The sequence below is a fragment of the Fundidesulfovibrio magnetotacticus genome, assembly GCF_013019105.1.
GTDB lineage: Bacteria > Desulfobacterota > Desulfovibrionia > Desulfovibrionales > Desulfovibrionaceae > Fundidesulfovibrio > Fundidesulfovibrio magnetotacticus.
On sequence record NZ_BLTE01000015.1, the window covers coordinates 63,221 to 90,076 of the forward strand.

General features: G+C 68.1%; 24 protein-coding genes and 1 tRNA gene. 9 read left to right on the top strand and 16 right to left on the bottom strand.

All coding sequences use genetic code 11. From position 1 onward, the window contains the following. Position 1 precedes the first annotated feature (1 nt). The 3 genes from NNJEOMEG_RS15550 (at position 2) to NNJEOMEG_RS15560 (ending at position 3,087) form a co-directional block, all read left to right on the top strand. The gene (locus tag NNJEOMEG_RS15550; RefSeq protein ID WP_173086082.1) at positions 2 to 1,198 is read left to right on the top strand and encodes an alginate O-acetyltransferase AlgX-related protein; all 1,197 of its coding nucleotides are present in this window, start codon (positions 2 to 4) and stop codon (positions 1,196 to 1,198) included. Continuing rightward, the gene (locus tag NNJEOMEG_RS15555; RefSeq protein WP_173086084.1) at positions 1,195 to 1,842 is read left to right on the top strand and encodes a 3'-5' exonuclease; all 648 of its coding nucleotides are present in this window, start codon (positions 1,195 to 1,197) and stop codon (positions 1,840 to 1,842) included. The genes NNJEOMEG_RS15550 and NNJEOMEG_RS15555 overlap by 4 nt, the downstream gene beginning before the upstream one ends. 453 nt (positions 1,843 to 2,295) lie before the next feature. Then, on the top strand, positions 2,296 to 3,087 hold the full coding sequence (locus NNJEOMEG_RS15560; protein ID WP_235957003.1) for an alpha/beta fold hydrolase: 792 nt from the start codon (positions 2,296 to 2,298) through the stop codon (positions 3,085 to 3,087). Positions 3,088 to 3,226: 139 nt separating this feature from the next. Here NNJEOMEG_RS15560 and cmk read toward each other — a convergent pair whose 3' ends face one another. From cmk to NNJEOMEG_RS15575, 3 genes are read right to left on the bottom strand one after another with little or no spacing between them, the layout of a single operon-like run. After that, positions 3,227 to 3,892, bottom strand: coding sequence for a (d)CMP kinase (cmk, locus tag NNJEOMEG_RS15565; RefSeq protein ID WP_173086088.1), 666 nt, complete (start codon positions 3,890 to 3,892; stop codon positions 3,227 to 3,229). Further along, a complete protein-coding gene (gene hisC / locus NNJEOMEG_RS15570) occupies positions 3,885 to 4,994 on the bottom strand; it encodes a histidinol-phosphate transaminase (RefSeq protein WP_173086090.1) in 1,110 nt (369 codons plus the stop codon). The genes cmk and hisC overlap by 8 nt, the downstream gene beginning before the upstream one ends. After that, entirely contained in the window at positions 4,994 to 5,449 is a 456-nt protein-coding gene (locus NNJEOMEG_RS15575) for a universal stress protein (RefSeq protein ID WP_173086092.1), read from the bottom strand. Before NNJEOMEG_RS15575 ends, hisC begins: the two co-directional genes overlap by 1 nt. 291 nt (positions 5,450 to 5,740) lie before the next feature. Here NNJEOMEG_RS15575 and NNJEOMEG_RS15580 point away from each other — a divergent pair, with 291 nt between their 5' ends. Next, positions 5,741 to 6,223 (top strand): hypothetical protein, encoded by a 483-nt coding sequence (locus NNJEOMEG_RS15580; RefSeq protein WP_173086094.1) that lies wholly within the window; start codon positions 5,741 to 5,743, stop codon positions 6,221 to 6,223. Between the two features lie 35 nt (positions 6,224 to 6,258). Here NNJEOMEG_RS15580 and thpR read toward each other — a convergent pair whose 3' ends face one another. From thpR to NNJEOMEG_RS15595, 3 genes are read right to left on the bottom strand one after another with little or no spacing between them, the layout of a single operon-like run. After that, positions 6,259 to 6,933, bottom strand: coding sequence for an RNA 2',3'-cyclic phosphodiesterase (thpR, locus tag NNJEOMEG_RS15585; protein ID WP_173086096.1), 675 nt, complete (start codon positions 6,931 to 6,933; stop codon positions 6,259 to 6,261). Between the two features lie 37 nt (positions 6,934 to 6,970). Continuing rightward, entirely contained in the window at positions 6,971 to 7,945 is a 975-nt protein-coding gene (locus NNJEOMEG_RS15590; RefSeq protein ID WP_235957000.1) for a class I fructose-bisphosphate aldolase, read from the bottom strand. A gap of 10 nt (positions 7,946 to 7,955) precedes the next feature. Beyond that, positions 7,956 to 9,392 (bottom strand): NOL1/NOP2/SUN domain family protein, encoded by a 1,437-nt coding sequence (locus NNJEOMEG_RS15595; protein ID WP_235957001.1) that lies wholly within the window; start codon positions 9,390 to 9,392, stop codon positions 7,956 to 7,958. Between the two features lie 261 nt (positions 9,393 to 9,653). Between NNJEOMEG_RS15595 and NNJEOMEG_RS15600 the strand changes: the two genes are divergently transcribed. The 5 genes from NNJEOMEG_RS15600 to NNJEOMEG_RS15620 all read left to right on the top strand — a co-directional run bounded on the left by NNJEOMEG_RS15600 (position 9,654) and on the right by NNJEOMEG_RS15620 (position 16,654). Continuing rightward, entirely contained in the window at positions 9,654 to 11,315 is a 1,662-nt protein-coding gene (locus tag NNJEOMEG_RS15600) for a CsgG/HfaB family protein (RefSeq protein ID WP_173086100.1), read from the top strand. A gap of 17 nt (positions 11,316 to 11,332) precedes the next feature. Continuing rightward, the gene (locus NNJEOMEG_RS15605; protein ID WP_173086102.1) at positions 11,333 to 12,205 is read left to right on the top strand and encodes a branched-chain amino acid ABC transporter permease; all 873 of its coding nucleotides are present in this window, start codon (positions 11,333 to 11,335) and stop codon (positions 12,203 to 12,205) included. Positions 12,206 to 12,207: 2 nt separating this feature from the next. After that, positions 12,208 to 13,131, top strand: a complete 924-nt coding sequence (locus NNJEOMEG_RS15610; RefSeq protein WP_173086104.1) for a branched-chain amino acid ABC transporter permease — start codon at positions 12,208 to 12,210, stop codon at positions 13,129 to 13,131. A 47-nt stretch (positions 13,132 to 13,178) separates the two neighbouring features. After that, entirely contained in the window at positions 13,179 to 14,339 is a 1,161-nt protein-coding gene (locus tag NNJEOMEG_RS15615) for an ABC transporter substrate-binding protein (protein WP_173086105.1), read from the top strand. 485 nt (positions 14,340 to 14,824) lie between these two features. Further along, complete coding sequence (locus NNJEOMEG_RS15620) at positions 14,825 to 16,654, top strand: B12-binding domain-containing radical SAM protein (protein ID WP_173086107.1); 1,830 nt, start codon at positions 14,825 to 14,827, stop codon at positions 16,652 to 16,654. Positions 16,655 to 16,907: 253 nt separating this feature from the next. Here NNJEOMEG_RS15620 and pheT read toward each other — a convergent pair whose 3' ends face one another. The 10 genes from pheT to NNJEOMEG_RS15670 form a co-directional block, all read right to left on the bottom strand. Further along, on the bottom strand, positions 16,908 to 19,307 hold the full coding sequence (pheT, locus tag NNJEOMEG_RS15625; RefSeq protein WP_173086109.1) for a phenylalanine--tRNA ligase subunit beta: 2,400 nt from the start codon (positions 19,305 to 19,307) through the stop codon (positions 16,908 to 16,910). A gap of 52 nt (positions 19,308 to 19,359) precedes the next feature. Next, positions 19,360 to 19,809 carry a hypothetical protein gene (locus tag NNJEOMEG_RS15630; RefSeq protein WP_173086111.1) on the bottom strand — a complete coding sequence of 150 codons (450 nt, stop codon included), beginning with the start codon at positions 19,807 to 19,809 and terminating at the stop codon, positions 19,360 to 19,362. Next, entirely contained in the window at positions 19,806 to 20,087 is a 282-nt protein-coding gene (locus NNJEOMEG_RS15635) for a nucleotidyltransferase family protein (RefSeq protein WP_173086113.1), read from the bottom strand. Before NNJEOMEG_RS15635 ends, NNJEOMEG_RS15630 begins: the two co-directional genes overlap by 4 nt. A gap of 14 nt (positions 20,088 to 20,101) precedes the next feature. Continuing rightward, positions 20,102 to 21,151, bottom strand: a complete 1,050-nt coding sequence (pheS, locus tag NNJEOMEG_RS15640; protein WP_173086115.1) for a phenylalanine--tRNA ligase subunit alpha — start codon at positions 21,149 to 21,151, stop codon at positions 20,102 to 20,104. After that, positions 21,148 to 21,504 carry a 50S ribosomal protein L20 gene (rplT, locus tag NNJEOMEG_RS15645; RefSeq protein ID WP_173086116.1) on the bottom strand — a complete coding sequence of 119 codons (357 nt, stop codon included), beginning with the start codon at positions 21,502 to 21,504 and terminating at the stop codon, positions 21,148 to 21,150. Before rplT ends, pheS begins: the two co-directional genes overlap by 4 nt. A gap of 285 nt (positions 21,505 to 21,789) precedes the next feature. After that, complete coding sequence (rpmI, locus tag NNJEOMEG_RS15650) at positions 21,790 to 21,987, bottom strand: 50S ribosomal protein L35 (RefSeq protein WP_173086118.1); 198 nt, start codon at positions 21,985 to 21,987, stop codon at positions 21,790 to 21,792. A gap of 83 nt (positions 21,988 to 22,070) precedes the next feature. Further along, a complete protein-coding gene (infC, locus tag NNJEOMEG_RS15655) occupies positions 22,071 to 22,601 on the bottom strand; it encodes a translation initiation factor IF-3 (protein WP_173086181.1) in 531 nt (176 codons plus the stop codon). Further along, entirely contained in the window at positions 22,585 to 24,522 is a 1,938-nt protein-coding gene (thrS, locus tag NNJEOMEG_RS15660; protein ID WP_173086120.1) for a threonine--tRNA ligase, read from the bottom strand. The genes infC and thrS overlap by 17 nt, the downstream gene beginning before the upstream one ends. Before the next feature lie 121 nt (positions 24,523 to 24,643). Continuing rightward, positions 24,644 to 24,718 (bottom strand) — tRNA-Val (locus NNJEOMEG_RS15665). A 100-nt stretch (positions 24,719 to 24,818) separates the two neighbouring features. Further along, positions 24,819 to 26,654, bottom strand: a complete 1,836-nt coding sequence (locus NNJEOMEG_RS15670; protein ID WP_173086122.1) for an ATP-binding protein — start codon at positions 26,652 to 26,654, stop codon at positions 24,819 to 24,821. Positions 26,655 to 26,856: the final 202 nt, after the last annotated feature.

Sequence of the window (26,856 nt, forward strand, 5' to 3'; positions counted from 1 at the left end):
CATGCTCCGCAGCAAGGCGCACCACACCGAGACAGCCGTGCACCGGCTGACCATCGCGGGTTTCGTGCTGGCCATCTGCATCCCGTGCATGGCGCAGATTGCCGGTTACAATCCGGAGGTCCCCCTCCAGGAAGGCGAGAACCTCCCCCTTCCCGGACTCTCCTTCGACCTCCAGACCCTGGGGCAGACCGTCTACAGCCTGCGTCGCAACTGGCTGGACCGCAACTTCGGCATACGCAAGACCCTCGTGCGCTGGCAGGCCCTCCTGGACGTGCGCTTCTTCGGGGCCTCCATGCCTTCGGACCCGGTGCTGGCCGGCAAGAACGGCTGGCTCTACCTGGCCCAGGAGAATCCCTCGCTCAACGTCATCTCGGACTACCGGGTCATCGCCCCCCTCACGCCCGAACAACTGGCCGTGTGGGTGAAGGTGTTCACGTCCCGGCGCGACTGGCTGGCCGCACGCGGCATCCGCTACATGGTGGTGGTGGCCCCCAACAAGGCCAGCATTTACCCCGAGCACATCCCGGAACGCTTCAACAAAGCCAGGGACGTGAGCAAACTCGACCAGCTCTGCAGCGCTCTGGCCAACGCGGACGTGGACGTGCTCGATCTGCGGCCCGCGCTTATGGAAGCCAAGACCAACGGCAAGGCCTATTACAGCACCGACAGCCACTGGACCCCTTTCGGGGCCTTCTTCGCCTACCGTGCCACAGCGGACCAGCTCAAACGCCACTTCCCGTCGCTGGAGCCCCTGCCGGGGACCGACTTCGCATTCTCCGAGCGCCCCGGGCTCAAGGGCGGGCTTTCCTACATGATCGCCCTGGGCGACATCTACGGGGAAAACGAGGTGATGGTCACGCCCAAGCGCCCTCTCAAGGCGCGGGAGGAATCCGGCGTCCGTGCCGAGCTCAACCACTTCCAGCCCCTTTCCACCTACTCCCAGGCCGACACTTCGCTCCCCAAGGCCGTGGTCTTCCGCGACTCTTTCCTGCACGAGATGATGCCCTTCCTGGCCGAGCACTTCTCGCGCATCCACCTAGTCTGGCCATATCCCACCAGTTCCAACAAGATCCGTGATTTCGACAGAGACGCCATCCTGCGCGAAAAACCCGACATCGTGATCGACGAATTCGTGGAGCGCTACTTCACCCAACCACCGCCGCCCTCGGCGCTCGAAACCCTCCCCCCCGCGCCATGACCCCATCCTTCGAAGCCCCCCGCGCCATGCCCCCGGAAGAGTTGGCCTGCCTGCCCCGCGCCAGCTTCCTGGGCGACATCCTCGTCGCCGAAACGCCCCAGGAAACCCTCGACGCCCTCCAGCGGTTGGCAAACGACCGCGTCCTGGGCTTCGACACCGAGACGCGCCCCACCTTCAAGCGCGGCGTGTGCTACAACCCCTCGCTCATCCAGTTGGCCGGCGAGAACGTTGTGGTGCTCGTTCGGGCCGGAGGCTTCGGGGCCTGGGAAGCCCTGGCTGAGATTCTGGGAGACCGCAAGGTGATCAAGGCCGGCGTGGCCGTGCGCGACGACCTGGCCGCACTGGCCAAGATCGGGCCGGTGACGCCCAAGGCCTTCGAGGACGTAGGGGAATGGGCGCGCCGCGTGGGCTGGCCCGTGACGGGGTTGCGCAACCTGGCGGCCGCGCTCCTGGGGGTGCGGGTTTCCAAGAAGGCCCGCCTGACCAACTGGGAGGCCAAGGCCCTCTCCCCCGCGCAGGTCACCTACGCCGCCACCGACGCCTGGGTGAGCCGCAAACTCTTCCTGGCCATGAAGAAACTCCGGCTTCCAAAAAAAGATTCGTCCCTCTGCGCCCTGCCGGGTGACCGGCGTTCTCCCGGCTAGGCCTGGGAGTGGATCGCGCAGTTCGACGAATCCGAGGGGGCGCTCAGTCGCCCGGTATGGGAGGCGGGATTAACGATGGCTACCCTCCGCCGCGGTTGCAACGCCTGCCGAAGACCGCCCTCGGCATTGACTCCTTTGTACTCCCGCCGCCAGCGCGCGCAAGTTTTTTTTATCCAGGCGCGGCGCGCGCTTGGGCCACTCATCGTAAAAGTGTGAATGCTTTGGCGCATCTTCGCGCCACATTTTCGTAACGTTCCGTCAACGCTTGCGTTTCGCTTCCGCCCCGACCAGACGGCCCGGAAGGCGCTGAGGCGGAAGGTCCGCGCGCGCCCGGTCGTAGCCGGAAGTCCACGGGCGAAGTCCCCGCCGTTCGGGTGCGCCCTCGCGAACCCGCCCGCGCCATGCCTGGGGCAGGACTTGCCCTGGCCCCGTGCCGAAGGGTACGTGAGCCCCATGGGTTACGAGAACGTCACGCTTCCCGACGGCTGCGTCCTGCACGTTTACGAGCGCGGCCAGGGCGGCACGCCGCTGCTCTTCGTGCACGGCAACAGCTGCGACCACACCTTCTTCGCCCCCCAGATCGAACACTTCGGGGACTCGCGGCGCGTGGCCGCACCGGACCTGCGCGGCCACGGGGCCTCGGACAAGCCCCGGCTGGACTACACCTGCGCCCAACTGGCCGACGACATGGCCCGGACGGTCCACGCCCTGGGTCTCGGGCCCGTGGTGGCCGTGGGCCACAGCCTCGGCGGCTCGATCTGCCTGGAACTGGCCCGGCGACACCCCGCGCTCACCGCCGCCGTGGCCTGCCTGGACACCACCCTCCTGGCCCCGCTGGGCCGCCCCACGCGCATCCGCACGCTCCTGGAGGGGCTGCGCTCCCCGACCTGGCAGGGCTACGCCCGGCGCTACTTTGAAGCGGCCTTCGAGCCCACCGACGATCCCGCGCGGCGCGAGGCCATCCTGGAACGCATGCTGGATACGCCCCAGCATGTGGTGGCCAGCCTCTTCGAGCACTGGAGGGGAGCGGACGGGGAGGAAGCCCTACGCGGGCTGGAAGTTCCGCTGCTCTACGTGGCGGCCACGCGCCCGCGCACGGACCAGGAGCGCCTGCGCGAGGCCTGCCCCGGGGCGCTCTGGGCGCAGGTGGCCGGCTCGGGCCACTTCCTCACTCTGGAAGTGCCCGGGCAGGTCAACGCCATGCTGGAGCGGTTTCTCGCCCTGAACGGGCTATCAGCCGGTTGAAAAATCCTCGCTGGCTGCGTTGCAGGGAAAAAGCCAACCCCTCACGTATGGGAAATACGCTTCGGGCCTGGCTTTTTCCCCGCGCCTTGCCAGCGAGTTTTTTGAACAGGCTGCAAGAATCGACTTTTTCAACGGGCTACTATGAGCTGCGCACGGCGTCCATGATGCGCTCGAACACCTGATGGAGCGTGAGCTCCGAGGTGTCCACGATCACGGCGTCAGGGGCAGGGACGAGCGGGGCAACGGGGCGCTCGCGGTCCAGGCGGTCGCGCTCGCGGATGGCCTGCTCGATGGCCGCCGCGTCGGCGGCCTGGCCCATGGCTTCCAGCTGGCGCACGCGGCGCAGGGCGCGCACCCGGGGGCTCGCGTCCAGGAAGAACTTGCGACGCGCCGCAGGGAAGACCACCGTGCCCATGTCGCGCCCTTCGGCCACCAGGGAGGTCCCCAGCCCCAGGGAGCGCTGCACCTGGAGCTGGCGCGCGCGCACCTCGGGCCGCACGGCCAGGAGCGAAGCCCAGCGCCCCACCTCCTCGGTGCGCACCTCGTCGCCCACGGCCGCGCCGTTGCATAGGAGCGTGGAGCAGTCGCCCACGCCCGTGAGGCCGAAGACGATGCCCGGCAGCCTGGCCTCCAGCTCCGCTCCGGAGAGGTCCCACGCGCCCTCGCCCAGGGCCAGGGCCGTGGCCCGGAACATGGCCCCGGTATCCAGGTAGGCGATGCCCAGGGCCTGGGCCGTCATGCGGGCCAGGGTGGACTTGCCCACCCCGGCCGGCCCGTCCATGGTGACGACTAGCGGCTCAGCCATGGTTCCCCAGCACCTCTTCCAGGGCCTGGACGAATGCCCGGTTCTCCGGATCGCTGCCGATGGACACGCGCAGGCACGCGGGCATGCCGTAGCTGGCCAGAGGCCGGATGATGATCCCCCGGGCCAGCAGCGCCTGAAAGACGCCCTGGGCGTCGGTCGGCGGCGTGAAGAGGATGAAATTGGCCATGGAGGGGCTGGGGCGGCAGCCCAGGCGCTCCAGCTCGGCGTGCAGGTAGGCGCGCCCCTTGCGCACCGCCTCCAGGGAGGCGAGGCGGAAGTGGTTGTCTTCCAGGGCGGCCATGCCCGCGGCCTCGGCCAGCAGGTTCACGCTGAAGGGCAGGCGCACCCGCAGCAGGTAGTCGGCCAGCCAGACGGGCATGGCCCCGAAGCCCAGGCGCAGCCCGGCCAGTCCGTGCAGCTTGGAGAAGGTGCGCAGAACCGCCACGTTGGGCAGGCTGTCCAGCCTGCCCAGCACGGAGTGCTCCTCCTCGGGCTCGGCGAACTCCACGTAGGCCTCGTCCACCACCAGGAGCGCCCGGGGGGGCAGGGCCTTGGCCAGGTAGGCCAGCTCGGCGGCCTTCACCGCGTGCCCCGAGGGGTTGTCCGGGTTGGTGACGAACACCAGGGCGGTGTTCTCGTCGCACAGGGCCAGAAGCTCCTCGAAGGGGAAGCTGAAGTCCTGGCGCAGGGGGGCCTGGCGCATCTCCACGCCGCAGAGCTTGGCCTGGAGGCGGTAGATGCTGAAGCAGGGCTGGAAGGCCACCACGTTGTCCACGCCGGGGCGGGCCTTCACGCGCAGCATCAGGTCGATGATCTCATCGGAGCCGTTGCCCGGCACGATGCGCGCGGGATCGACGCCGTGGAAATCAGCGATGGCGCGCACGAGCCTGGGGTTGCCCGACTGGGGGTAGCGGAAGACGCTCTCGGAACGGCGCGCGAGCACGCGGCGCACCAGCGGCGAGGCCCCCAGGGGGTTCTCGTTGCTGGCGAGCTTGATCACGTTGGCCAGCCCGTGGCGCTCCCGGATCTCGTCGATGGAAAGGCCCGGCGAATAGGGAGTGAACTCCAGCACTTCGGGGCGCAGCGTGTCGCGCGGGTCCATCAATCCTCGTCCTTGTGTTCCGGGCGGATGGTCAGCACCGGGCATTTGGAGCTTTTCACGATCTTTTCCGCCACCGATCCGAAGAGGATGCGGTCGATGCCGGTGCGGCCGTGGGTGCCCATGATGATCAGGTCGGCGTCCTCGTCCTCGGCCATGTTGAGGATCTCCTCGGCGGGGTAGCCCACGAGCACCTTGCCGGTGGCGTCGGCGCCCTTGAAGTGGGCGTCGAGGTAGGCCTGCATGCTGGAGTCCGCCCCGGAGACGATCTCGCCCACGAAGGCCTCGATGGAGCTGGGCGGCACGTGGAAGCCTACGTACTGCGACAGCGACGGGGCCACGTAGACGCAGATCAGTTTCGCCCCCGTGCACCGCGCCAGCGACACGGCGTAATCGGCGAGCTTGGGGCTGTGGTCGGAGAAATCGACCGCGCAGAGAATCTTCTTGAAATCGGCCATGGCCGCCTCCAATGGTTCGCGTTGTCCGAACCCTGAGTGTAGCCGCACGGGGCGAGGATAGACAAGGGGTTTCCCCTGGACTACTGAGGGGAAAGGCTCGCGGCGGGGTCACTTGCGCCCAGGCCTGGAGTTTTGCCCGCTTCGGCCGATCGGGAAAAAGCCCGGCGGCAAAAACTTCCGGGTGCGAAGCTTCGCATAGTTCATGATTTCGCATGGTTGACAAAATTCACGTATTGGCAAGGCCTTTGCTATGCAGAGCCCAGGAACACGTCAGGGCGAGGAGATGCGCCGATGAAGATTCAACCGGACCAGATCGTCCCCATCCAACAGACGGGAAAGGTTCAGTCCAGCAGGTCCACCCAGGCCGGGAACTTCGGAGACATCCTGGCCAGGGAGGTGGAGAGCGGGCAGCAGGCGGCACGGACCGCCCCGCCCCCCCTGCTCTCGGGCATGGCGGGACTGACCCAGGCCATGGCGGCCCAGGCCGCCGCGCCGGCCGCCGGGGTGGCGAACGAAAGGCAGGCGGTCATGGAAAACGTGGACAGCATTCTCAACCAATGGGAAAAATATTCCGACGCCCTGGCCAGCGGCGGCTCCGCCCAACTGCGCCAGGCTTACGGAACCCTCGAAACCATCCAGAGCGGCGTGAAAAAGCTCAAGGACGAGCACCCTGGCCTGGACGGGCACAGCCCGGAACTCTCTTCGCTGGTCAACGAACTGGATGTCCTGGCCGCGACGGAACAGATCAAGTTCAACAGGGGCGACTACCTCTAGCACGGGCTCGCCCCGGCCCTGACGCATCCGGTCCTTCAACCCGGGGCTCCGCCCTCCCACAGGGGGACGTGGCGGGGCCCCGGGGGACGACTTCCCCCCGCGCTCCCCGCGCCGACTCCCGGCACGACGCCCTGCGTTCCGCCACCGCCAACCGCGCCATGCCGCACCGGCCCGACGCTCACCGCGCCACGCCCGGCGGCATAAGACCGCCACAACACCATCCGCTCCATGCGGACCGCCTCCCAGCGCGCCGCCTCCAGGGCCTCCAGCGCGGGGCGCCACGCGGCGGACGGGGCGGCCCCCTTGGCCCTGGCCACCGTGAGGTGCGCCGCGAACGCGCGCGCCTCGGGCGCGAAGCCCAAGGGCGCGAGCGCCTGCTTCACCGCGCGCGCCAAGGCCGCGCACTCAGGCCCGCCCAGCGCGAGCCCCGCCCAGAGCACCCGGGGCGCGCCGCGCTCCGGGAACGTCCCGGCCCCGCCCGGGCGCAGGGTGAAGGCCTCCCAGGCGACGCCTTCCAGCGCCGCCTTCAGGGACGGAATGCGCTCCAGGGGCGTGTCGCCAAGGAATTTGAGCGTCAGGTGCCACTCCCCGGGCCTGGTCCAGGCGCAGGGGACCGGGGACAGGGGCTCAAGCACGCGCCGCAGGGCCGCCAGACCATCGCGCAGCACGGGCGGCAGGGGCAGGCCCACGAAGAGGCGCGCCGCGTCCATGCGTGACAGACGTACCGGGGGTCGGAGCGCGGGCCGCTCAGGCCCCTGCGTCCGGCCCGGCGTCCTGTTCGTCCGGCGCGGAGGCGTCGCCGTCCGGCGCGGCGTCCCCTCCGGGCGAGGGAACGTCGCCGGGCCCGCCCGGCTCCTCGCCGCGCGGGGCGTGCACGAGGTTGACGATGGCGTCCAGCACCTCCTCGGGGTCCTGGTGCTGGAAGATGTTGCGTCCCGCGCAGATGCCCGCCGCGCCGCAGGCAAGGGCCTCCTCCATGGCGGCCAGGAAGCGCTGGGCGTCGCCCCGGCCCGGGCCGCCCGTGACGAGCACCGGCGTGTCCGAGGACTCGATGGCCTCGGCGAAGCTGGCCGGGTCGCCGCCGTAGGGCGCGCCCGTGAGGTCAGCGCCCAGTTCGGCGCCCAGGCGGATGCAGTGGGAGATGAGGCTCGGGTCCATCTCGTTGACGATCTGCCCTCCCCGGGGCGCGATGACGGCCAGCACGGGCAGCCCGGCCTGGTGGGCCTCGTCGGCCATGGCGCCGAAGTCGGCCAGCATGCGGTCTTCCAGGTCGTTGCCCACGTTGATCTGCAGGCTCACGGCGTCCGCGCCCAGTCGCAGGGCCTCGCCCACCGAACAGACCACCGTGCGCCCGTAGGGCGGCAGGGCGTGCTTGGTGCCCCCGGAAAGCTGCACGATCAGCCCCATGCACGGCGGCAGGGCCGCCCCGTGCGCCCGGGCCGGCCCCTTGTTCAGGAGCACGCCCTGCACCTCGCGCCCGGCCACCAGGCCCAGGAGACGCCCCACGGCTTCCAGGCCGGGGAGCATGCCTTCGCCCACGCCGTGGTCCAGGGGGAGGATCACCGAGCGCCCGCTCCGGGGCGAAAAGAACCTGGACAGCCTGCGCCGGATGCCGGTCATGGAGAAGTCCTTGGGCTGGTCGTTGAAGGAGAAGAACCGGGGCTCCACCGGGGCGCTTCTGGCGGCCTGGCGCAGGCGGGTTCTGGGCATCACGTTTCGCATTGTTTCACCTCTATCTGTCGGACCACAGGGCGCGCGCGCCCTTCACGGCCAGAAATCCCAGGGGCAGCCCCCGAAAGGCGAGCCCCATGCGCGCCGCTCCGGGGGAAACCCCCACGCTGCGGCCCTCCAGGAGCGCGCGAAGCACCTCCGGATCGTCCGCGTCCAGGCAGGGACCGGCCCCAGGCAGCGGGGCGAGCACCCGGGCGCGACCCCACGGCCGGAAGACACCCCCCGAAAGCGATCCCAGACGCTGGCCCTTGCGCCGGGGCGGCAGAAGGCCGCGGCCGCGTTCGGGCAGGAAGCACAACTCGTCCTTGAAGGGCTCCAGCCAGCCCGGGGGCAGCGCGTCCCAGGCCAGGTCCGGGGCCAGGGCGGCAACATCCTCCAGGACCAGGGCCTCGAAACCCGCCTCGCGCTCGCGGGGGGCTCTTTTCAGGGGCTTCTCCCGCCCGGAACAGGCGCGGAGCGTCCGCTCCCGGGGTTCCCGCCGCGTCGCGCCGCGCGCGGCAGGGTCCTGAACCCGCCCCTCGTCCTCGACGCAGCGGGCGGGGATATGGTCTGACGCGCCGTCCCGAACCGGGCCGCCCACACCTTCGGCGTCCGGCCCGGGGGGGCCGACGGGCGTCGCCGCGCCGCCGGGCTTCACCAGGAGAGCCAGATAGAATCCCTGGGCCTCGGAGCCCTCGGAGTCCACGCGCAGCGTCCCCTCCGCGCCCGCCAGCAGGGGCTCGTGGAAGGAGAACCCGGCGAAGGGGGCCAAGGGCGCAAGCTCCAGGCCCAACTCCCGGACGGCCCAGAGGGCCTGTTCCTCGTTTTCGGCCACGTTGGTGGTGCAGGTGGAATAGAGAAGCCTCCCGCCCGGGGCCAGAAGCGTGGACGCCTTGGCCAGGAGCTCGCGCTGGAGCGCGGCCAGGGGCTGAGCCTTGTCCGGGGTCCACAGGTCGAGCACGCGGGGGTTCTTCTCTGCGGTGCCCCAGCCGCTGCAGGGGGGGTCCAGAAGGATGTGGCCGAAGGCGGCTTCGGGCAGGGGCAGGTCCTGGCCCTTCATGCCGGTGGTGGCGGCCTGGGGCAGGTTCATGCAGGCCAGGTTGCGGCGCAGCGTGGCCAGGCGGTCGGCCCCGGGCTCGTTGCCCAGCACGAAGCCTTCGCGCCCCGCGAGTTGGGCCAGGAAGGAGGTCTTGCCGCCGGGGCTGGCGCACATGTCCAGCACGGCCGCGCCGGGGGGCGGGGCCAGGGCCAGTGGGGGCAGCATGGAGGAGCGGTCCTGGATGTAGACCAGGCCGAAGCGCGCGGCCAGGGAGGCCCCCAGGGGGAAGGGCTCGGCCGTCAACCGACGGCAGAGGCCGTGGAAGGGCTCGGGCTCGAAATCGAACCCCTGGGCGCGCAGGAGGTCCTCCACGCGGGAAATCTCGGAGGCCTCGCAGACGAGGCGGAAGGAGCGTGCCACGCCCGGAGGATGGCCCAAGCCCACGCGCTTGGCAAGGCCCGTATCGCGTAACCTCCGGGCTTCGTTGCGCGTCCCCTTTGCAGGGCCGGAAGGCGCGGGCGGTCATGAATCTTTGTTCATGCCCGGCCGTTTCGCCCAACCCCTCTCCCTGCAAGGAAAAAGCCCGACACATTTCTTTTGCCTCGCTCATGGGTTAATGCTAACACCCAAGCCCGCCCGGCCAAGCCGGTGCGGCTCTCCCAAGCCAATGGAGGTTCCTGCATGATCCGCGTCCGCGTGGTGTTCCTGGCCTTTCTGGCCGTCATCCTGTCCGCTTCGGCCGCCATGGCCCAGACGAAATCCTTCGCCGTACTGCCCTTCGTGATCAACGGCCCCGACCAGTACGCCTACCTCTCCCAGGGAGTGCAGGACATGCTGGCCTCGCGCCTGACCTGGCAGGGCAAGTTCCAGCCCGTGGACCGCGCCGTGGTGGACCAGAAGGCCAAGGCCGCGCCCCGCTCCGAGGCCGACGCCAAGGCCGCCCTGGCCGCCCTCAAGGCCGACTACGTGGTCTTTGGCTCCGTCACCATCGCCGGGGGCGACGCCAGCCTCGACGTGAAGGTCATGGATTCCAAGGGCCAGGTGACCCCTAAGGCCACCCAGACCAAGCTCAACGCCATCATCCCGGCCATGGAGGGCGTGGCCAAGGAGATCAACACCCAGATCTTCAAGCGCCCCGAGGCCCAGCGCGACCCCCGCACCGGCCAGCCCGTGGAGCAGGTCAACCAGATGAACCCGGCCTTCGTGGTCAACCAGACCGCGGAGAACCAGCAGACCTATCTGAACCCCAACTTCCGCTACGCGGGCAACTCCGACGCCGCCGGCTCCTGGCGCAGCCAGAGCCTGCCCTTCGCCGCCAACGGCATGGCCGTGGGCGACCTCGACGGGGACGGCAAGAACGAGATCGTGCTCTTCACCAACGCCGAAATCTACGTCTACCGCCACCAGGACCGCCAGCTCGCCCAGGTGGCCAAGCACGAAGGCTCCACCAGGGTGACCAACGTGCGCGCCTCCATCGTGAAGAGCCCTTCGGACCGCCAGGCACGCCTGGTGATCACCGCCCACTTCGAGCGCCTGCCGCTCTCCTCCGTCTACCGCCTGGAGGGCAACAAGCTCGTGCTCGAAGCCGAGCGCCTGCCCTGGTACCTGGCCACCGTGAAGCTGCCCCCCCGCTTCCAGCCCCAGCTCGTGGGCAGCAAGGGCAACCAGAAGGATCTCTTCACCGGAGGCGTCTACGAGATGTCCTACTCCGGCGGCAAGCTCACGCAGGGCTCCAAGCTCAACGTGCCCAGCAAGGTCAACCCCTTCAACTTCGCCTACCTGCCCGAAGAGGCAGGCTACAAGCTCGTCTACGTGGACGACGGCGACCGGCTCAACGTGACCTCCGGCCGCAACGACGTGATCGCCAAGACCGAGGAGCAGTACGCCGGTTCCGGCCTGGGCATCGAGCACGATACCCTCATGGCCCCCGGCGCGTCGCCCAACGCCAACTACATGTGGTCCTACTACTACGTGCCCCTGCCACTGGTCCCCGTGATCCTGGGCAAGACCCCCGAACTGCTGGTGAGCCGCAACATCTCCATCGCCTCCCAGTTCTTCGAGAACTTCCGCTCCTTCTCCCAGGGCGAAATCCACGCCCTGGCCTGGGACGGCGTGGGCATGAACCTGAAGTGGAAGACCCGCCGCATCAAGGGCACCATCATGGGCTACGACGTCTCCGACCTGGAGAACGACGGCACCCTGGACCTCATCGTGTGCATGAACACCTACCCCGGCCCCACGGGCCTGAAGAACCGCCGTACCCTGGTGCTCGCCTACCCGCTGGACATCAACTCCACGCAGCAGAGCGGCACCTACGGCAACATGGAGGAGGTGGGCAACTAGCCCGCCGGCGTCACGGCGTGCTCGGTCTCTATCTGGCCCAGGCCGTCAACTCCGGGTTGGCGCTGGGGGCCGTCTACGGGCTCATGGCCCTGGGCTTCGCCCTGGTCTACAATTCGAGCCGACTGATCAACTTCGCCCAGGGGGAGCTGCTCCTCCTGGGCGGACTTGTCCTTTTCAGCGTCTCCCAGGCCTTCCAGCTGGGGCCGCTCACGGCGCTCCTGGCCGCGGGGGCCTTCGGCTTCGCCCTGGGGCACCTGCTCTACGCCTCCACCCTGGGCGTGCTGCTGGGCGCGCAACCGCTGCGCCAGCTCATGCTCACCGTGGCCGCGAGCCTCATCTGGCAGGGCGCGGCCATCCTCATCTGGGGCAAGAACCCCCTCAAGCTCGATCAGTTCATCGCCCTGCCCGCCTTCCGCATGGGTCCGCTGTTCCTCTCGGCCAACACCCTCACCTCCCTGGCGTTGGCCCTGGCCAGCGTGGCCACCCTCTCGGCCTTCCTCACCTTCACGCGCACCGGGCGCGCCATCCGCGCCGTGTCCATGAACGCGCTGGCCGCGCGCCTCCAGGGCGTCAACCCCGTGCGCGCCCAGGCCCTCTCCTTCGCTCTCTCGGGCATGCTCGCCGCGCTGGCGGCCATGGCCATCGGCCCCCAGACCATGCTGCGCTACGACATGGGCTTCGGCCTGGGCCTGAAGGGCTTCGTGGCCGCCACCCTGGGCGGCTACTCCTCGCTCTCGCGCGTCTTCGCCGGGGGCCTCGCCCTGGGCGTCATCGAGGCCTGCCTGACCCTCAGTTTCTCGGCCGACCTCAAGGAAACCCTCACCTACTCGCTCCTGGTGGCCCTGCTGGTGTTCTCGCCCCTGGAGCGCGGCAGGCGCGAGAAGGTCTGACCATGCGACGCCAGCTCGCACACCTGGGCATCTTCCTGCTGGGCCTTTGCGCCGTGGGCGCTTTCCTGCCCGGCGTGGCCCTGCTCACGCTCAACCAGCACCTCTTCCTGGCCCTCAACGTGCTGGCCCTCAACTTCTGCCTGGGCCTGGGGGGCCAGGCCTCCATGGCCACCGGGGCCTTCTGCGGCCTGGGGGCCTATGCCTCGGTGATCCTCCACGCGCTCTGGCCACAGGGCACCCTGCTCATCGTGCCCGGCGTGGCCCTGGGGGTCTACGTGCTGGCCTCGGCCGTCTCCAAGCCCCTGGAGAAGCTGGGCGAGGGTTTCCTGGCCATGGCCACCCTCTGCCTTTGCCTGATCTTCCACAACCTCGTGCTCACCTTTTCCGGGCTCACCGGCGGCTCCAACGGGATGATGGTCCCCGTTTCGCCCTCGCTCCCCCTTGTGGGGACGCTCACGGGCGACCGCGCCAACTTCTTCGCGCTCATCGCGCTCATCGCCCTGGGCGGGTACCTCTTCCTGGCCCTGCGCGACTCCCGCCAGGGACGCGCCCTCATGGCCTGCAAGGACGACGCCCTGGCCGCCTCCAGCTGCGGCATCGACCGGCTCTCCACCCGAGCCCTCTCCTTCGGCATCGGCGGTGCGCTCTCGGCCATGGCGGGCATGGTGCTGGCCAACTCCACCGGCTTCATCAGCCCCGGGCAGTTCGACCTGGGCCTCTCCCTCAAGACGCTGCTCTTCCTGGTGATCGGCGGCCCCGGCCGCCTCATCCGGCCCCTGGCCGCCGTGGTGGCGCTGGAGTCGCTCATCGCCTGGTTCCACCAGCTGGGCGACGCCACCGTGCTGGCCCACGGGCTCATCCTGGCCATCGCCCTGGTGGCGGGCTTCTGGCGGGAATCGGGCCGGGCGCGCCTGTTGCCCCGCTAGCCGATCGCGTGTACTTCCTGCACAACCCTACACGTTCCGGAGGAATCATGCCGCGCTCCCTCTTCGCCCTGGTCCTGGCCCTCTTCTGCTTCGTCGGCAACGCAGCCGCCGCTGAGCCTATCCTGATCGGCGGCATCTTCGCCGAATCCGGCCCCACGGCCGAAATCGGCACCGCCACGCGTCTGGTCGCCGAGATGAAGCTCAAGGAAATCAACGACGCAGGCGGCATCCTGGGCCGCCCCCTCAAGCTGGTGGCCCTGGACACCCAGTCCACGCCCGAGGTGGCCCTGCGCATGGCCCGCCAGCTGGTGGAATCCGACAAGGTGCTGGCCCTCATCGGCCCCACCTCCACCGGCGAGGGCATGGCCGTGAAGAAGTACACCGAGGAGCAGAAGGTCCCCGTGATCATGACCGTGGGCGGCGACGCCATCGTGGCGGGCGGCAAGTACGGACCCTTCGCCTGGACCTTCAAGGTGCCCCAGCGCACCAACACCGCCGTGGACAAGATCTACGCGCACCTCAAGGCCAAGGGCGCCACCAAGGTGGCCCTGCTCACCGCCAAGGACCCCTTCGGCCAGGACGGCCTGGACGCGCTCAAGGCCCTGGCCGCCAAGCACGGCATCACCCTCGTGGCCGAGGAGACCATGGACTCCAAAGGCGCGGACTTCTCCGCCGAGGCCTTCAAGGTGGCCATGGCCAAGCCCCAGGCCGTCATCGTCTGGACCATCGGGCCCGCCGCTGCCATCGCCGCCAAGAACTTCGCGGACCTGCCGGGCGACAAGCCCCTGGTGGTGCAGTCCCACGGCATCGCCGGCCCCAACTTCCTCAAGCTGGCCGGCGCCGGGGCCGAAGGCGTGCTCATGCCCGCCACCAAGCTGATGACTGCCGCCACCCTCACCGCCGCCGACCCCCAGAAGCCTGTCATCGACGCCTTCGTGAAGGCCTACGACGCCGCCGGGCTTCAGGCCAAGTTCCCCATGAACACTCACTCCGGCTACGCCGCCGACGCCCTGACCCTGCTGGCGGAGGGCCTGAAAAAGGCCGGAAAGGCCGACCCCGCCGCCCTGCGCGACGCCCTGGAACAGCTCAAGGGCGTGGTGGCCATCTCGGGCGTCTACAACGTCACCCCCGAGGACCACAACGGCCTGGACACCGGCTCCCTGGTGATGGTCCAGGTGAAGGACGGCAAGTTCGTGGAAGCCAAATAAACGCTCACCCCGCGCAGGCTGATGCAAGCCCCGGCGGTCCTCCGGACGCCGGGGCTTTTTGCGCGGAAAGCGCCTTGGCCGATCCGAGAAGCACCGGCGGGCCGCTAACCGGCCTGCGGCAGCGCTTTGCCGACATGGCGTCCCTGCCGATGCCGCTGGCCAAACGCGTTCGAGGCCTGCTTCGAACCTTGAAGGACACTTGCCCTCCCGTTGACTTTCAAGGGCGCTCACGACAATTCTTGATGATTCACGCGGTTCACCCAACACAGGTTCCGTTGCGGCCTGGGCCATGCGGGTCGTCCCCAGAGGGTTTCCCATGGGTGCCGGATTCGGCAGACTTCTCTCTGAAAAGCCGTTAGCTTAGGCATTCATCTTGCTTACACTGACGACTGGCTTTACTTGTCCCACGCCGCGCCCGCACAGCGCCGACTGACCGCACCTCTGCCCTCAGTCTGGCCGGGCGCACCTCATGAGGAGTCGTTTCCATGCGCATTTTGCTCGCCGAGCCACGATACTACACCTCCGACCGCACGCCGTACCTCCCGCTGGGCCCGGCCTACGTGGCGGCAATGCTCCTCCGGGGAGGGCACGAGGCGATCGGCCTCAACGCCAACAGCATGCCCGGAACGGCCGAGGAGGTCGCCAAGGCCGCCGTCCGTCTGGCCGACGGCACGGGGTGCGGGGCCATCGCCATGGGCGGGCTGTGCACGACATATCGTTTCCAGCAAACGTTCTTCCGCACGGTCAAGGCCTTGTCGCCCGAAACCGTGCTCATCACCGGGGGCAACCTCTTTTCGTCAGAACCGGAATTCTGCATGGAACAGTTCGGGGTCGACCACGGCGTGCTCGGCGAAGGCGAACTGACCATGCTCGAACTGGTCAACGCCCTCGAATCCGGTTCAGACCCGGCCCAGGTGCAAGGCGTCGTGTCCATGAGCGACGGGCAGGTCACGCGCTCGCCCGCGCGCCCCGTTATTCGCGATCTCGACTCATTGCCTTTCCCGGCAAGGGAAATCTTCCTCACTCCCGAGGAGATCGCCTCGGTCGGCGTTTCCATTTACACGAGCCGATCCTGCCCGTTCCACTGCACGTTCTGCTATCATCCCCCGGGGAGCGTCTATCGGAAACGCTCCGTCCCCAGTGTCATCGAAGAGATCAACGCTCTGCACTGCGCCTATGGCTTTACCGCGTTCGGGTTCGGCGACGAACTGTTCGCCCTCGACAAAACCTGGACGCAACAGTTCTGCGACGCCATCGAGCGTTTGAGCTTCATAACGAATTGGTCTTGCCAGATGCGAGCCACCGATGCGGATCCCGCGTTGCTCAGGCGCATGCGCCAGGCCGGCTGCAGGGCCGTTACCATGGGCTTCGAGAGCGGGTCCGACACCATTCTCAGGTCGATGAAAAAAAAGATCACTTCAGCCATTTCACGCAAGGCGATCCACGACGTCCGCGCGGCCGGGATATGCACCGCCGGGGGCATCATCCTCGGCGATTTCGAAGAAACCCCCGAAACCGTGCGCCAGACGGTCGATTTCCTCAAGGAGACCGCACTGGTGCCCTTCGGCGACATCGGCTTCATTGTTCCTTACCCCGGGTCTCCCATCTATGACCGTTGTCTGCGCGAAGGATTGATCGCCGACAAGGCCGACTTCATTTCGTCCCTCAGCACATTCGGCAAGCTACGAGTCAACATGACCAGAATGCCGGACGAGGACTTGCTCGAACTGCAGGAGTGGGCTTCGCGTGAATACTACGCCTATTCACTGGCCAACAGACGCGGCCACATCGTTCAGGTTCTGGATGAAACGCCTTTTACTTCCGGCCTGTCCATCGCCTGCCAGACTTGCGGCGGGAATTTCCCTCTGGAAATCTCCGGCTTCTCCTTCGAGATCCAGCGCTATTGTCCCCATTGCCAATACCCTGTCTACATCGATCCCTTTGTCGTGCCTCACATCGAACGCGCCACGGCGGAGTTCCGCGCCATCATGTCAGGACTTCGCGGCACGGACCGGGACGTCTGGGTGACGCCCGCGAGCATCGAATGCATGCGCCTTTCCCACGGGCTCCAGATTCCGGAAGAGAACCTGCGCGGTTTCCTCGACAGCAGCGCCGAACGGCAGCTCTACCCCCACATGGGACGCCCCGTGCGCATGCGAGACAGCGAGACTTTACGCACAATAGCACCGGCGCACGTAGCCGTGGTGAGCGTCCGCTACCAGGATGCGATCCTGCGCGAGCTGGAGGCGATGGCCATCCCGGACATCGTTGTCGTCCCGCTGTTCGCTCCGCATCCGCGGGCCTCAGGGAACTGATCCGGGGCCGGGGGCTACCCCTTGCGCGCGAAGGGCGCACAAGACGCGCACGGGCTGGCCGCTGGCGTGATCGTTCCGTTGGTTTCCTCGCGCGCGACGGACACGGAAGACGCCTGCGTGCCCACCGGCAGGGACCGGCTTCCCTTCGGCTTATCTCTTCCCGGGTCTCCCCCGCGTCGTGCGGCCTTCCATACGGAAAAGGGCGGGCCAGGCCGAAGCCTGACCCGCCCGGGGAAGCGAAACGCCCGAGCGTCTACTGCTGCAGGCGCACGGGCAGGGCCTTGCCCAGGGCGGCGCAGAGGGCCTGATGGGCCTTGTCCACGTCCTTGTCCGTGAGGGTGCGCTCGGCGTGGCGGTAGGTGGCGCGCAGGGTCACGTTCTTTTCCACCGCGCCCTTGGGCTCGAAGAGGTCGTGGACGGCCACGTCCTCCAGGATGGCGGGGCGGGCGTCCAGGGCCGCCTTGAGCAGCTCCGCCACCGAGAGTCCGGCGGGCGTCACCAGGGTCACGTCGCGCCGCGAGGGGGGGAACTTGGGGAGCGCGGCGTGGCGCACGGCCCGGCGCTGGTGGCGGCGCATGAGCGCCTGGGCGTCCAGCTCGGCCAGCCAGAGGTCCGCCCGGGCCTCGAAGGAGGCGGCCACGTCGGGCAGAACGCGGCCCAGCACACCCAGCGTACGCCCCTCCAGGGAAACCTCGACGCAGGGCGAGAGCCAGGAGTGGTCGGCCTTGCGCGCGAACCGCGCGCCGTGCAGGCCCAGCGAGCCCAGAAGGTGTTCCACCAGGCCCTTGAGGTCGGAATAGTCTGCCTTCTCCTCGGGCCAGGGGAAGCCGCCGAAGCGCGCGCCGTGCAGGGCGATGGCCAGGTGGTCGGTCTCGCGCACCGTGGTCTCGGAGGCCTTGTCGGCCACGAAGATCTTGGCGATCTCGAAGAGGCGCAGGGCGGCGTTGCCCTGGTTCAGGTTGTGGCGCACGCTCTTGAGCAGGCCCGGGGCCAGGCTGGGGCGCATGACGTTCTGGTCTTCCGAGAGGGGGTTGGCCACGGGGACGCGGCCCTCGCCGGGCAGGCCCAGCAGGTCCAGCTCGTGCTGGCCCACGAAGGAGTAGTTCACGGTCTCGCGCAGCCCAGCGCCCACGGCCCAGTCCCGCAGGCGGCGCAGGAAGGGAACCTCGGCCCCCAGGGCGTCCTGCACGTCCAGGGACTTGGCCATGCGCGGCATCACGGCCGGGATGCGGTCCATGCCGTAGACGCGGGCCACCTCTTCCACGAGGTCCACCTCGCGCTCCAGGTCCAGGCGGGCGGGGGGCGGGACGACGCTCCAGGCCTCGGACGACCGGGCTTCCACCTCGCAGCCCAGGCCCTGCAGGGTCTTGCGGCAGAATTCCCCCGTGAGCTCGATGCCCAGGAGCGCTGCGGCCTTGGCCGGGCGGAAGGACAGCGCGGGGGCCTTCCAGGGCCGGGGCTCATGGCTGGCCACGCCGGGCAGCACGCGCCCGTCGGAGTGGGCGGCCATGAGCGCGGCGGCGCGGTTCATGGCGAAGAGCGATGCGGGCTGATCCACCCCGCGCTCGTAGCGGTAGGACGATTCGCTGGAGAGGCCCAGGCGGCGGCCGGTTTTGCGGATGGTGGCCGGGTCGAACACGGCGCACTCCAGAAGCACGTCGGTGGAGCGGTCGTTGATCTCGGAGTTCTCGCCGCCCATGACGCCCGCCAGGGCCACGGCCTTGGCCTGGTCGCAGATGAGCAGGTCGCGCGCGGTGAGGGTGCGCTCCTGGCCGTCCAGGGTGGTGAAGCGCTGGCCGTCCCGGGCGCGCCGGACCTCGATGACGTCCCCGGCCAGGAGGGAGCGGTCGAAGGCGTGCAAGGGCTGGCCGAGCTCCAGCATCACGTAGTTGGTCACGTCCACGATGTTGTTGAGCGGGCGCTGGCCCATGGCCGCGAGCCGCCAGCGCATCCAGGCCGGGGAGGGCTTGATCTCCACGCCCTGTATGATGCGCGCGCGGTAGACCGGGCAGCCCGAGGGGTCCTGGATGTCCACGCGCACCAGGGAGGAGGCGTCGGGGCCGTGCTCTTCCAGGCGGACCTTGGGCATGGAGAGGGGCAGGCCGAAGGCCATGGCCGTCTCGCGGGCCAGGCCCAGGATGGAGAGGCAGTCGGCGCGGTTGGGGGTGATGCCGATCTCCAGCACCACGTCGTCCAGGCCGAAGGCCTCGGCCAGGGTCTTGCCCGGGACGGGCGCGCCTTCCAGGGCCAGGATGCCTTCTGACTTCTCGGCCAGGCCCAGCTCCGATTCGGAGCAGATCATGCCGCACGACTCCACGCCGCGCAGCTTGCTCTTCTTGATGACGAGCCCGCCGGGGAGCTTCGTGCCGATGGTCGCCACGGGCACGAACTGCCCGGCGGCCACGTTGGCCGCGCCGCAGACGATCTGGAGCGGCTCGCCTTGGCCCACGTCCACCGAGCAGACGGAGAGCTTGTCCGCGTCGGGGTGCTGCTCGCGGGTGAGCACCTTGCCCACCACCACGTCGGCGCAGGCGGCGAAGGGCCGCGAGACGCCCTCCACTTCGAGTCCCAGCATGGTCAGGCGGTCGGCCAGGGTGTCGACGGGGCCCTCGTAGGGCACGAATTCACGGAGCCAGTTGAGCGAAAGGAGCATGGACTATGCCTCCGGCGCGGTGGCGTCCCGATGGCGGGAAGCCCTTCGCCATTCAGGATTCGATGAGTTCTCTTGCGTACGCGATGGAACGCTTGCACGCTTCAAGCAGGTCCGGCGTGAGGAGCAAAATCTCGTTCATGAGCCGGACAATGTCTTCCAGTTCGTATTCGTGCGCTATCGTGTTGCGGAGTGCGCGGATTCTTTTGATGGATCCGACATCATCAAAGAGTTCCCGTTTGTCCGCCCTGTTGATCACGTCCAACGGGGTTCCGCTTTCGTAGAGGTCGTAGGCGTCCAGGGCACGGAAGACTTTTTGAAGCAGGATGTCCGAGGTGCGGGAAAAACGCCCGGCAAGGGCTTCAAAGGCGTCGTAGTCCTCGTCGGCAGGGGATTCGCGATTCGCCTTGAGACAGATCTCGTACGATTTCCCGAGGCGTTCGGCGGACCGCTCCAGTTGCGCGACGCCCTTGGCGATCAGTTCCTTGGCAGACAGGGCGCTCATAACCTCACCGCCTTCTCCATGACCATCCGCACGAACGGGTCGCTCCGGTCCTTGGCCACCACGATGTCGATCTTCTGCTCGCCCAGCCGTTCCTGGAGTTCCCACCACACGTCGCCCTTCTCGGACCAGCCCATGATCTGGGAGAAGACGAGCAGGTCGATGTCGCCGCCGCGCTTGGAGTCGTCCGCGCGCGAGCCGAAGAGCCACACCTGGGCCTCGGGGTCCTGGGCGCGCACGGCGGCCTTGATGGCCTCCCGTTCTTCGGTGGTCAGGCGCATGGCCGCGCGGGCCTCTACGCGAACTGGCCCAGGAAGCGCACGTCGTTCTCGAAGAAGAGGCGCAGGTCGCCAACGCCGTACTTGAGCATGGTCACGCGTTCCACGCCCATGCCGAAGGCGAAGCCGGAGTGCACTTCGGGGTCGATGTCCACGGCCTTGAGCACGTTGGGGTCGATCATGCCGCAGCCCAGGATCTCCACCCAGCCCGTGCCCTTGCACACGCGGCAGGTGTCGTCCCCGGCGCGGCCCGTGCCTTCGCAGAGCACGCAGGAGATGTCCACCTCGGCGCTGGGCTCGGTGAAGGGGAAGAAGCTCGGCCGGAAGCGCACGCGCGTCTCGGCCCCGAAGATGCGGTGCACGAAGAAGGTGAGGGTGCCGCGCAGGTCCGCCATGGTCACGCCCTTGTCCACGAGGAAGCCCTCGATCTGGTGGAACATGGGGGAGTGGGTGATGTCTGAGTCGCGCCGGTAGACCTTGCCCGGGGCGATGGCCGCCACGGGGGGCTTGCGCGAGAGCAGCGTGCGCACCTGCAGGGGCGAGGTGTGCGTGCGCAGGAGGATGTTGTCCCCGATGTAGAGGGTGTCCTGCATGTCCCGGGCGGGGTGCTCGGGGGGGAAGTTCAGGGCCTCGAAGTTGTAGAAGTCCGTCTCGATCTCGGGGCCGGTGACCACCTCGAAACCCATGCCCGCGAAGGCGCGACAGATCTCCTCGCTGACCATGGTCAGCGGGTGCGTCCCGCCCAGGGATGGGGCGCGTCCGGGCAGAGCCGGGTCGAAGGAGGCCAGCAGGGCCTCTTCCTCCTGGCGCTTGAGGGCCTCCAGGCGCAGTGTGTGCCAGGCGGTCAGCTCGTCTTTGAGCTGGTTCGCCGCCTGCCCGGCCTGGCGCTTCTCCTCGGGCGTGAGCGCGGGGAGCTTGGCCATCACCTGGGCAAGGCGTCCCTTGCGGCCCAGGTAGGCCACGCGCAGGTCTTCCAGGGCCTCGAACGAGGCCGCCTGGCCGAGGGTGTTTTTGGCTTCCCCGGCCAGGGCGGTCAATTCCTCGATCAGGGCCTGGCCCTGGCTCACGCGGTCACCTTGGTTTTGGCCAGGGCGGCCAGTTCGGCGAAGCCGGCCTTCTCGCGCACGGCCATGTCGGCCAGGACCTTGCGGTCCAGTTCGATGCCGGCCAGGGTGAGGCCGTGCATGAAGTTGCCGTAGCTCAGGCCGTTCTCGCGGGCGGCGGCGTTGATGCGCATGATCCACAGCTTGCGGAACTCGCGCTTCTTCACCTTGCGGTCGCGGTAGGCGTAGGCCATGGCGCGTTCGACGTTCTCGCGGGCGGTCTCGTAGAGCACCGAACGGGCGCCGACGAATCCCTTGGCAAGCTTCAGATACTTCTTGTGCCGCTTGTGGGCGGCCTGTCCGCGTTTAACGCGCATGGTGTCCCTCCTGTGGGAAGCGCGGAGAGGATTCGAGAGGATACTTTTGGGAAAAAGTTTCCTCTAGAGCTCTCCTTCAAAAACTTTCAATGAGCTTCACGGGCTGTTGCGGCAACTCGTCGAAGCATGGTTTCCTGGTCCGGGCCGATTCTCGCGGCCCGTCCCCGTGAGGGGCATGGGAACCGCCGGGCGGCTCCCATGCCCCTCACGGGGACACGCATTACATCCTGTCGTCCCTGCGCGCGGCGGGGAAGCCCCCCGCCGGACCGGGACGGCGCCCCGGCCCTAGGCGTAAGGCAGCAGGCGGCGAACGGCGCCTTCGTTGGCCGAATCCACGATGGCCGAAGGCGACAGGGCGCGTTTGCGCTTGGCGCTCTTCTTGGTCAGGATGTGGCGCTTGTTCTGGCGGCGGCGGCGGAACTTGCCGGTGCCGGTGGTGGTGAAGCGCTTGGCGGCGCTCTTGTTGGTCTTGATCTTGGGCATGTTGTCCTCCTGGGAAAATACCGGCCGCCGGGGCTTTACCCCGACGGGTCCGCAGGGCCGTCCCCGCGCGAAACGTTCGAGCGCTACACTTTCTTCTTCACGGAAGGAGCCAGCATCATGTTCATGATGCGTCCCTCGAAGCGGGGCTCCTGTTCCACTTTGACCAGTTCGCCCAGGTCGACAACGATGCGCTCCAGGATTCTGGCGCCGCGATCCTTGTGGACCACCTCGCGCCCCCGGAAGAACACCGCGACCTTGCAGCGGTCGCCTTCCTCGAGGAATTTCCGGATGTGCCTGAGCTTGGTCTGGTAGTCGTGCTCATCGGTCTTGGGCCGGACCTTGATTTCCTTGACCTGGATGACCGTCTGCTTCTTCCGGGCTTCCTGCTGTTTTTTCTGCTGCTGGTACTTGAATTTACCATAGTCCATGATCCGGCACACCGGCGGATCGGCGGCGGCGGCAACCTCCACGAGGTCCAGGCCTTTTTCCTGGGCCAAGCGGAGGGCTTCGCTGGTGGGGATGATCCCCAACTGCGAGCCGTCGTCGGCGATCACACGCACTTCGCGCACGCGAATCTGGTGATTGCAGCGGGCGGTGTCACTGGCAGAAGTTATAGCGCATACCTCCTCGTTTGAATGGGGCTTCGCAGTCTTCCAGAATGGCCTGGATCACCGCGTCGACCCCCTTGAGTCCAAGGTTCTCGCCGGAGCGCAGGCGCACGTTCACGCCGCCCTCGGCCAGTTCCTGATCCCCGATGACGAGCATGTAGGGGATCTTCTCCAGTTGCGCCTCGCGCACCTTGTAGCCGAGCTTCTCGTTGCGCAGGTCGGCCTCGGCCCGGATGCCCGCATCGCGCAGCCGCGCGAGCACGGCGCCCGCGTGGGCGTCGTGGGCGTCGGTGACCGTGAGGATGCGGGCCTGCACGGGCGAAAGCCAACAGGGAAAGGCCCCGGCCGTGTGCTCGATGAGCACGCCCAGGAACCTCTCCACCGCGCCCAGCACCACCCTGTGCAGCATCACCGGCCTGTGTCGTTCGCCGTCGGCCCCCGTGTAGGAGAGCTCGAAGCGCTCGGGCAGGGTGAAATCGCACTGGATGGTGGCGCACTGCCAACGGCGGTCTAAGGCATCCTTGAGTTTGATGTCAATCTTGGGGCCGTAGAAAGCGCCGTCGCCCTCGTTGATGGTGAAGGGCAGGCCGATGGACTCCATGGCCTGGCGCAGCGACGTGGTGGCCAGCTCCCAGGCCTCGTCGGAGCCGATGGACTTCTCGGGGCGCGTGGAGAGCTGGGCCTCGAATTCGAAGCCGAAGAGGTCCACCACGTCCTTGACGAAGTTGATCACCCCGATGATCTCCTCCTGGAGCTGGTCGGGGCGGCAGATGATGTGGGCGTCGTCCTGGGTGAACTGGCGCACGCGCAAGAGGCCGTGCAGCACGCCGGACTTCTCGTGGCGGTGCACCACGCCCAGCTCGAAGTAGCGCTGGGGCAGGTCGCGGTAGGAGCGCAGGCGCGACTTGTAGATGAGCATGTGCGACAGGCAGTTCATGGGCTTCACGCCGTAGGCCTGCTCGTCGATCTCGGTGAAATACATGTTCTCGCGGTAGTTGTCGTAGTGCCCGGAGCGCTCCCAGAGATCGCGCTTCAGAAGCTGCGGGCCCTGCACGATGGAATAGCCGCGCTTGAGGTGCTCCTTGCGCTCGAAATCCTCCAGGATGGTGCGCACGAGCGCGCCCTTGGGATGCCAGATGATCATCCCGGCCCCGGCCTCCTCGGAGACGCTGAAGAGGTCGAGCTGGGCGCCCAGGCGGCGGTGGTCGCGCTTCTTGGCCTCTTCGATGCGATGGAGGTAGGCCTTGAGCTCCTTGGGGTCCGCGAAGGCCGCGCCGTAGATGCGCGAGAGCATGGGGCGCTTCTCGTCGCCGCGCCAGTAGGCCCCGGCCACGTGGGTGAGCTTGAAGGCCTTCAAAAACCCGGTGGAGGGCACGTGGGGGCCGCGGCAGAGGTCGGTGAAGGCCCCCTGCGTGTAGAGCGAGACGGTCTCGGCCGGGATGTCGGCCAGCACTTCGAGCTTGTAGCCTTCGCCCATGCCCTTGAAGAGCGCCTCGGCCTCGGGCTTGGAGACCACGCGGCAGGCGAAGGGGTGGTTGGCGGCGGCGATCTTCTCCATCTCGGCCTGGATGGCTTCCAGGTCCTCGCTGGTGAAGGGGCGCTCGAAGGCGAAATCGTAGTAGAAGCCGTTCTCGATGGCCGGGCCGATGGTCACCTGGGCGGCGGGGAAGAGTTTCTTCACGGCCTCGGCCATGATGTGGGCGGCGCTGTGGCGCACGACCTCCACGCCTTCGGGGGAGTCGGCGGCCACGGGGGCCAGCTCGGCCACGTCGGCGGCAAGCGGGGCGGAGAGATCGATCACCGCTTCGCCCAGGCGGGCGGCCACGGTGTTCTTGAAGGCCTTGCCCGAGAGGGCCTTGGAAAGGACCTCACCGGCCGACTGGCCGGGCGCTGCCTCGACGATCTGTTCTCCGACGCGGACGTTCACGCTCGCTCTCCCGCTTGCCCCGTGCCGGGGCGGCTATACCAGACCCCATTACCAAAAAAAGGGAGGCACCGCCTCCCTAGGATGCCAAAAAAGGGGAGGCTACGCCTCCCCTGGGGTCACGTGGTAGGACCGAGGAGATTTGAACTCCTGACCCCTTGCGTGTCAAGCAAGTGCTCTCCCCCTGAGCTACGGTCCTACGCTGTCGAAAGGAAGAGGATGTGTACGGTGCGATCGAGGGCGTGTCAAGCACGGAGTGCGATTCGCGCGCATCTTCCCGCAATTTCCCCGGCCCGGCGTCAGGCCCTCTGTTCGGCCCCACGCCGCTCCAGGGGCAGGCTCAGGGTGAAGGCGCAGCCCTTGCCCTTCTCCGTGTCCAGGCGGATGGCCCCGCCGTGGTCGCGGGCGATGCGTTCGCACACGGCCAGGCCCAGGCCGGTGCCGCGCTCCTTGGTGGTGTAGAAGGGGTTGAAGGCCTTGGCGGCCTCTTCGGGCGCCATGCCCGGGCCGTCGTCCTTCACCACCACCTCGGCGAAGCCGTCCCTGGCCCGGCTGACGATGGTCACCGCGCCGCCCTGGGTCATGGCTTCGGCGGCGTTCTTCACCAGGTTGAGCACCACCTGGCGCACCTGGCCGGGGTCGTGCACGGCCGGGGGCAGGGTTTTGTCCAGGTTTGCGCGCAGGGTCACGCCCCGGGAGGCCAGCTCCTGCTCCAGGAGGGTCACGGTGTCCCAGACGGTGGCGTTGAGGTCGCGCGGGGCGAGCTTGGGCGCGGCGGGGCGCGTGAAGTCGCGCACTTCCTCCAGCATGGTTTCCAGGCGTTTGGCCTCCTCCTCGATGAGCCGGAGCTTTTCGGCTTCGCGCCCGTCTTCGGGCAGTGAACGGCGCACCTGGCGCGCGAAACCGCCCATGAGCATGAGGGGGTTGCGGATCTCGTGGGAGATGTGGGCGGCGGCCTCGCCCACGGCGGCGAAGCGTTCGGAGCGGATGAGGCGCTCCTGGGTTTCCAGGAGTTCCTGGAGGTTCTGGCGGATGCGGTCGCGGGCCTCGCGCAGTTCGGCGGTGCGGGCCTCCACTTCGGTCTTGAGGTTGGCCGACCAGCGGAAGGCGAAATACATGGTCACGGCCAGGCCGGTGAAGACCACCACCTGGAACACGGCCACCATGAACATCTCGCGCAGGGCCACCTTGCCGATGATGCCCTCCACCTCGTCCACGGGCGCGGCCAGGGCCACGCCCCAGACCACCGGGTCCGGCTGGTCCGTTGCGATGTGGGCCGGGGCGTAGGCGATGAGCTTGCGCATTTCGCCCTGGGCGCCCCGGTGCCAGCCCGAGACGTACCAGTCCACGCCCTCCTCGCCTTTCATGATCTTCTCGCGCATGAGCTGGTCGATGCGGGTGAAGTCGATGCCCGGATCGCGGCGCTTGCGCACCTCGAAGGCGTCGCGCGCGATGAAGTCCTCCTCGTAGTGGTCCAGGAAGTAGCCGCGCTGGTCGATCACCCAGGCGTAGCCTGTCTGTCCGGAGCGCACGTCGTGGGCGTAGCGTCTGGCCACGGCCACGGCGTCCACCACGAAGAAGAGCACGCCCGGGCCCTCGACGCCGACGCTCACGGGCGCTTCGTGGGGCCAGTAGCGCGTGGCCATGCGCAGGATGGTCTTTCCGGCGAAGGGCCCCTGGGGCGGGCTCTCCACGCGGCCCGTCAGGAGCTTGCCGGTCTCGCTGCCCCTGGCCCAGTCCAGGAAGGCGCCGTAGTCCAGCACCAGGGGGCCGGACATGAGGCCCTTGTCGTTGAAGAAGGAGACGGCTCCGCCGCCCGCCGGGACGTAGCCGATGGCCAGCACCTCGCTCTGGCGCAGGATCTCCTGGAAAGGCGGCAGGGCCTTCTCCGGCTCGCCCATGAGCGCGGGATGGCGGTGCAGGATGCCCGAGAGTTCCAGAAGGCTCGCGCCCAGGAAGCTGAAGTGCTGTTCCAGGTCCTGGGCCAGCTTCTGGGCCAGGATGAGCTGCTGGCGGTTGAACTGCTCGGTGGCCACGGCCTTGAGCTCGCCCTGGGCGCGCAGGCCCAGCTGCCACATCACCAGGCCCAGCAGCAGCAGGGCCGAGGAGGTGATGATGACGAACTTGCGGGTCATGGCGGCGTTCCGTTCGAGGGTTTCGCGTTCTTGTTACGCAAGAAACGCCGCGCGTGCAATCGTTCGGAATCATTTGCTGAGGCTCTCGGCGGTCTTGCCGCGCGCCCTGGGCTGGGCTAGAGAGCCGGACCAGGGAGGACCGCCATGTCCAAGACCGACGCCTACGCCGCCCTGGGCGGCATCGCCTTCTACATTCTTCTCT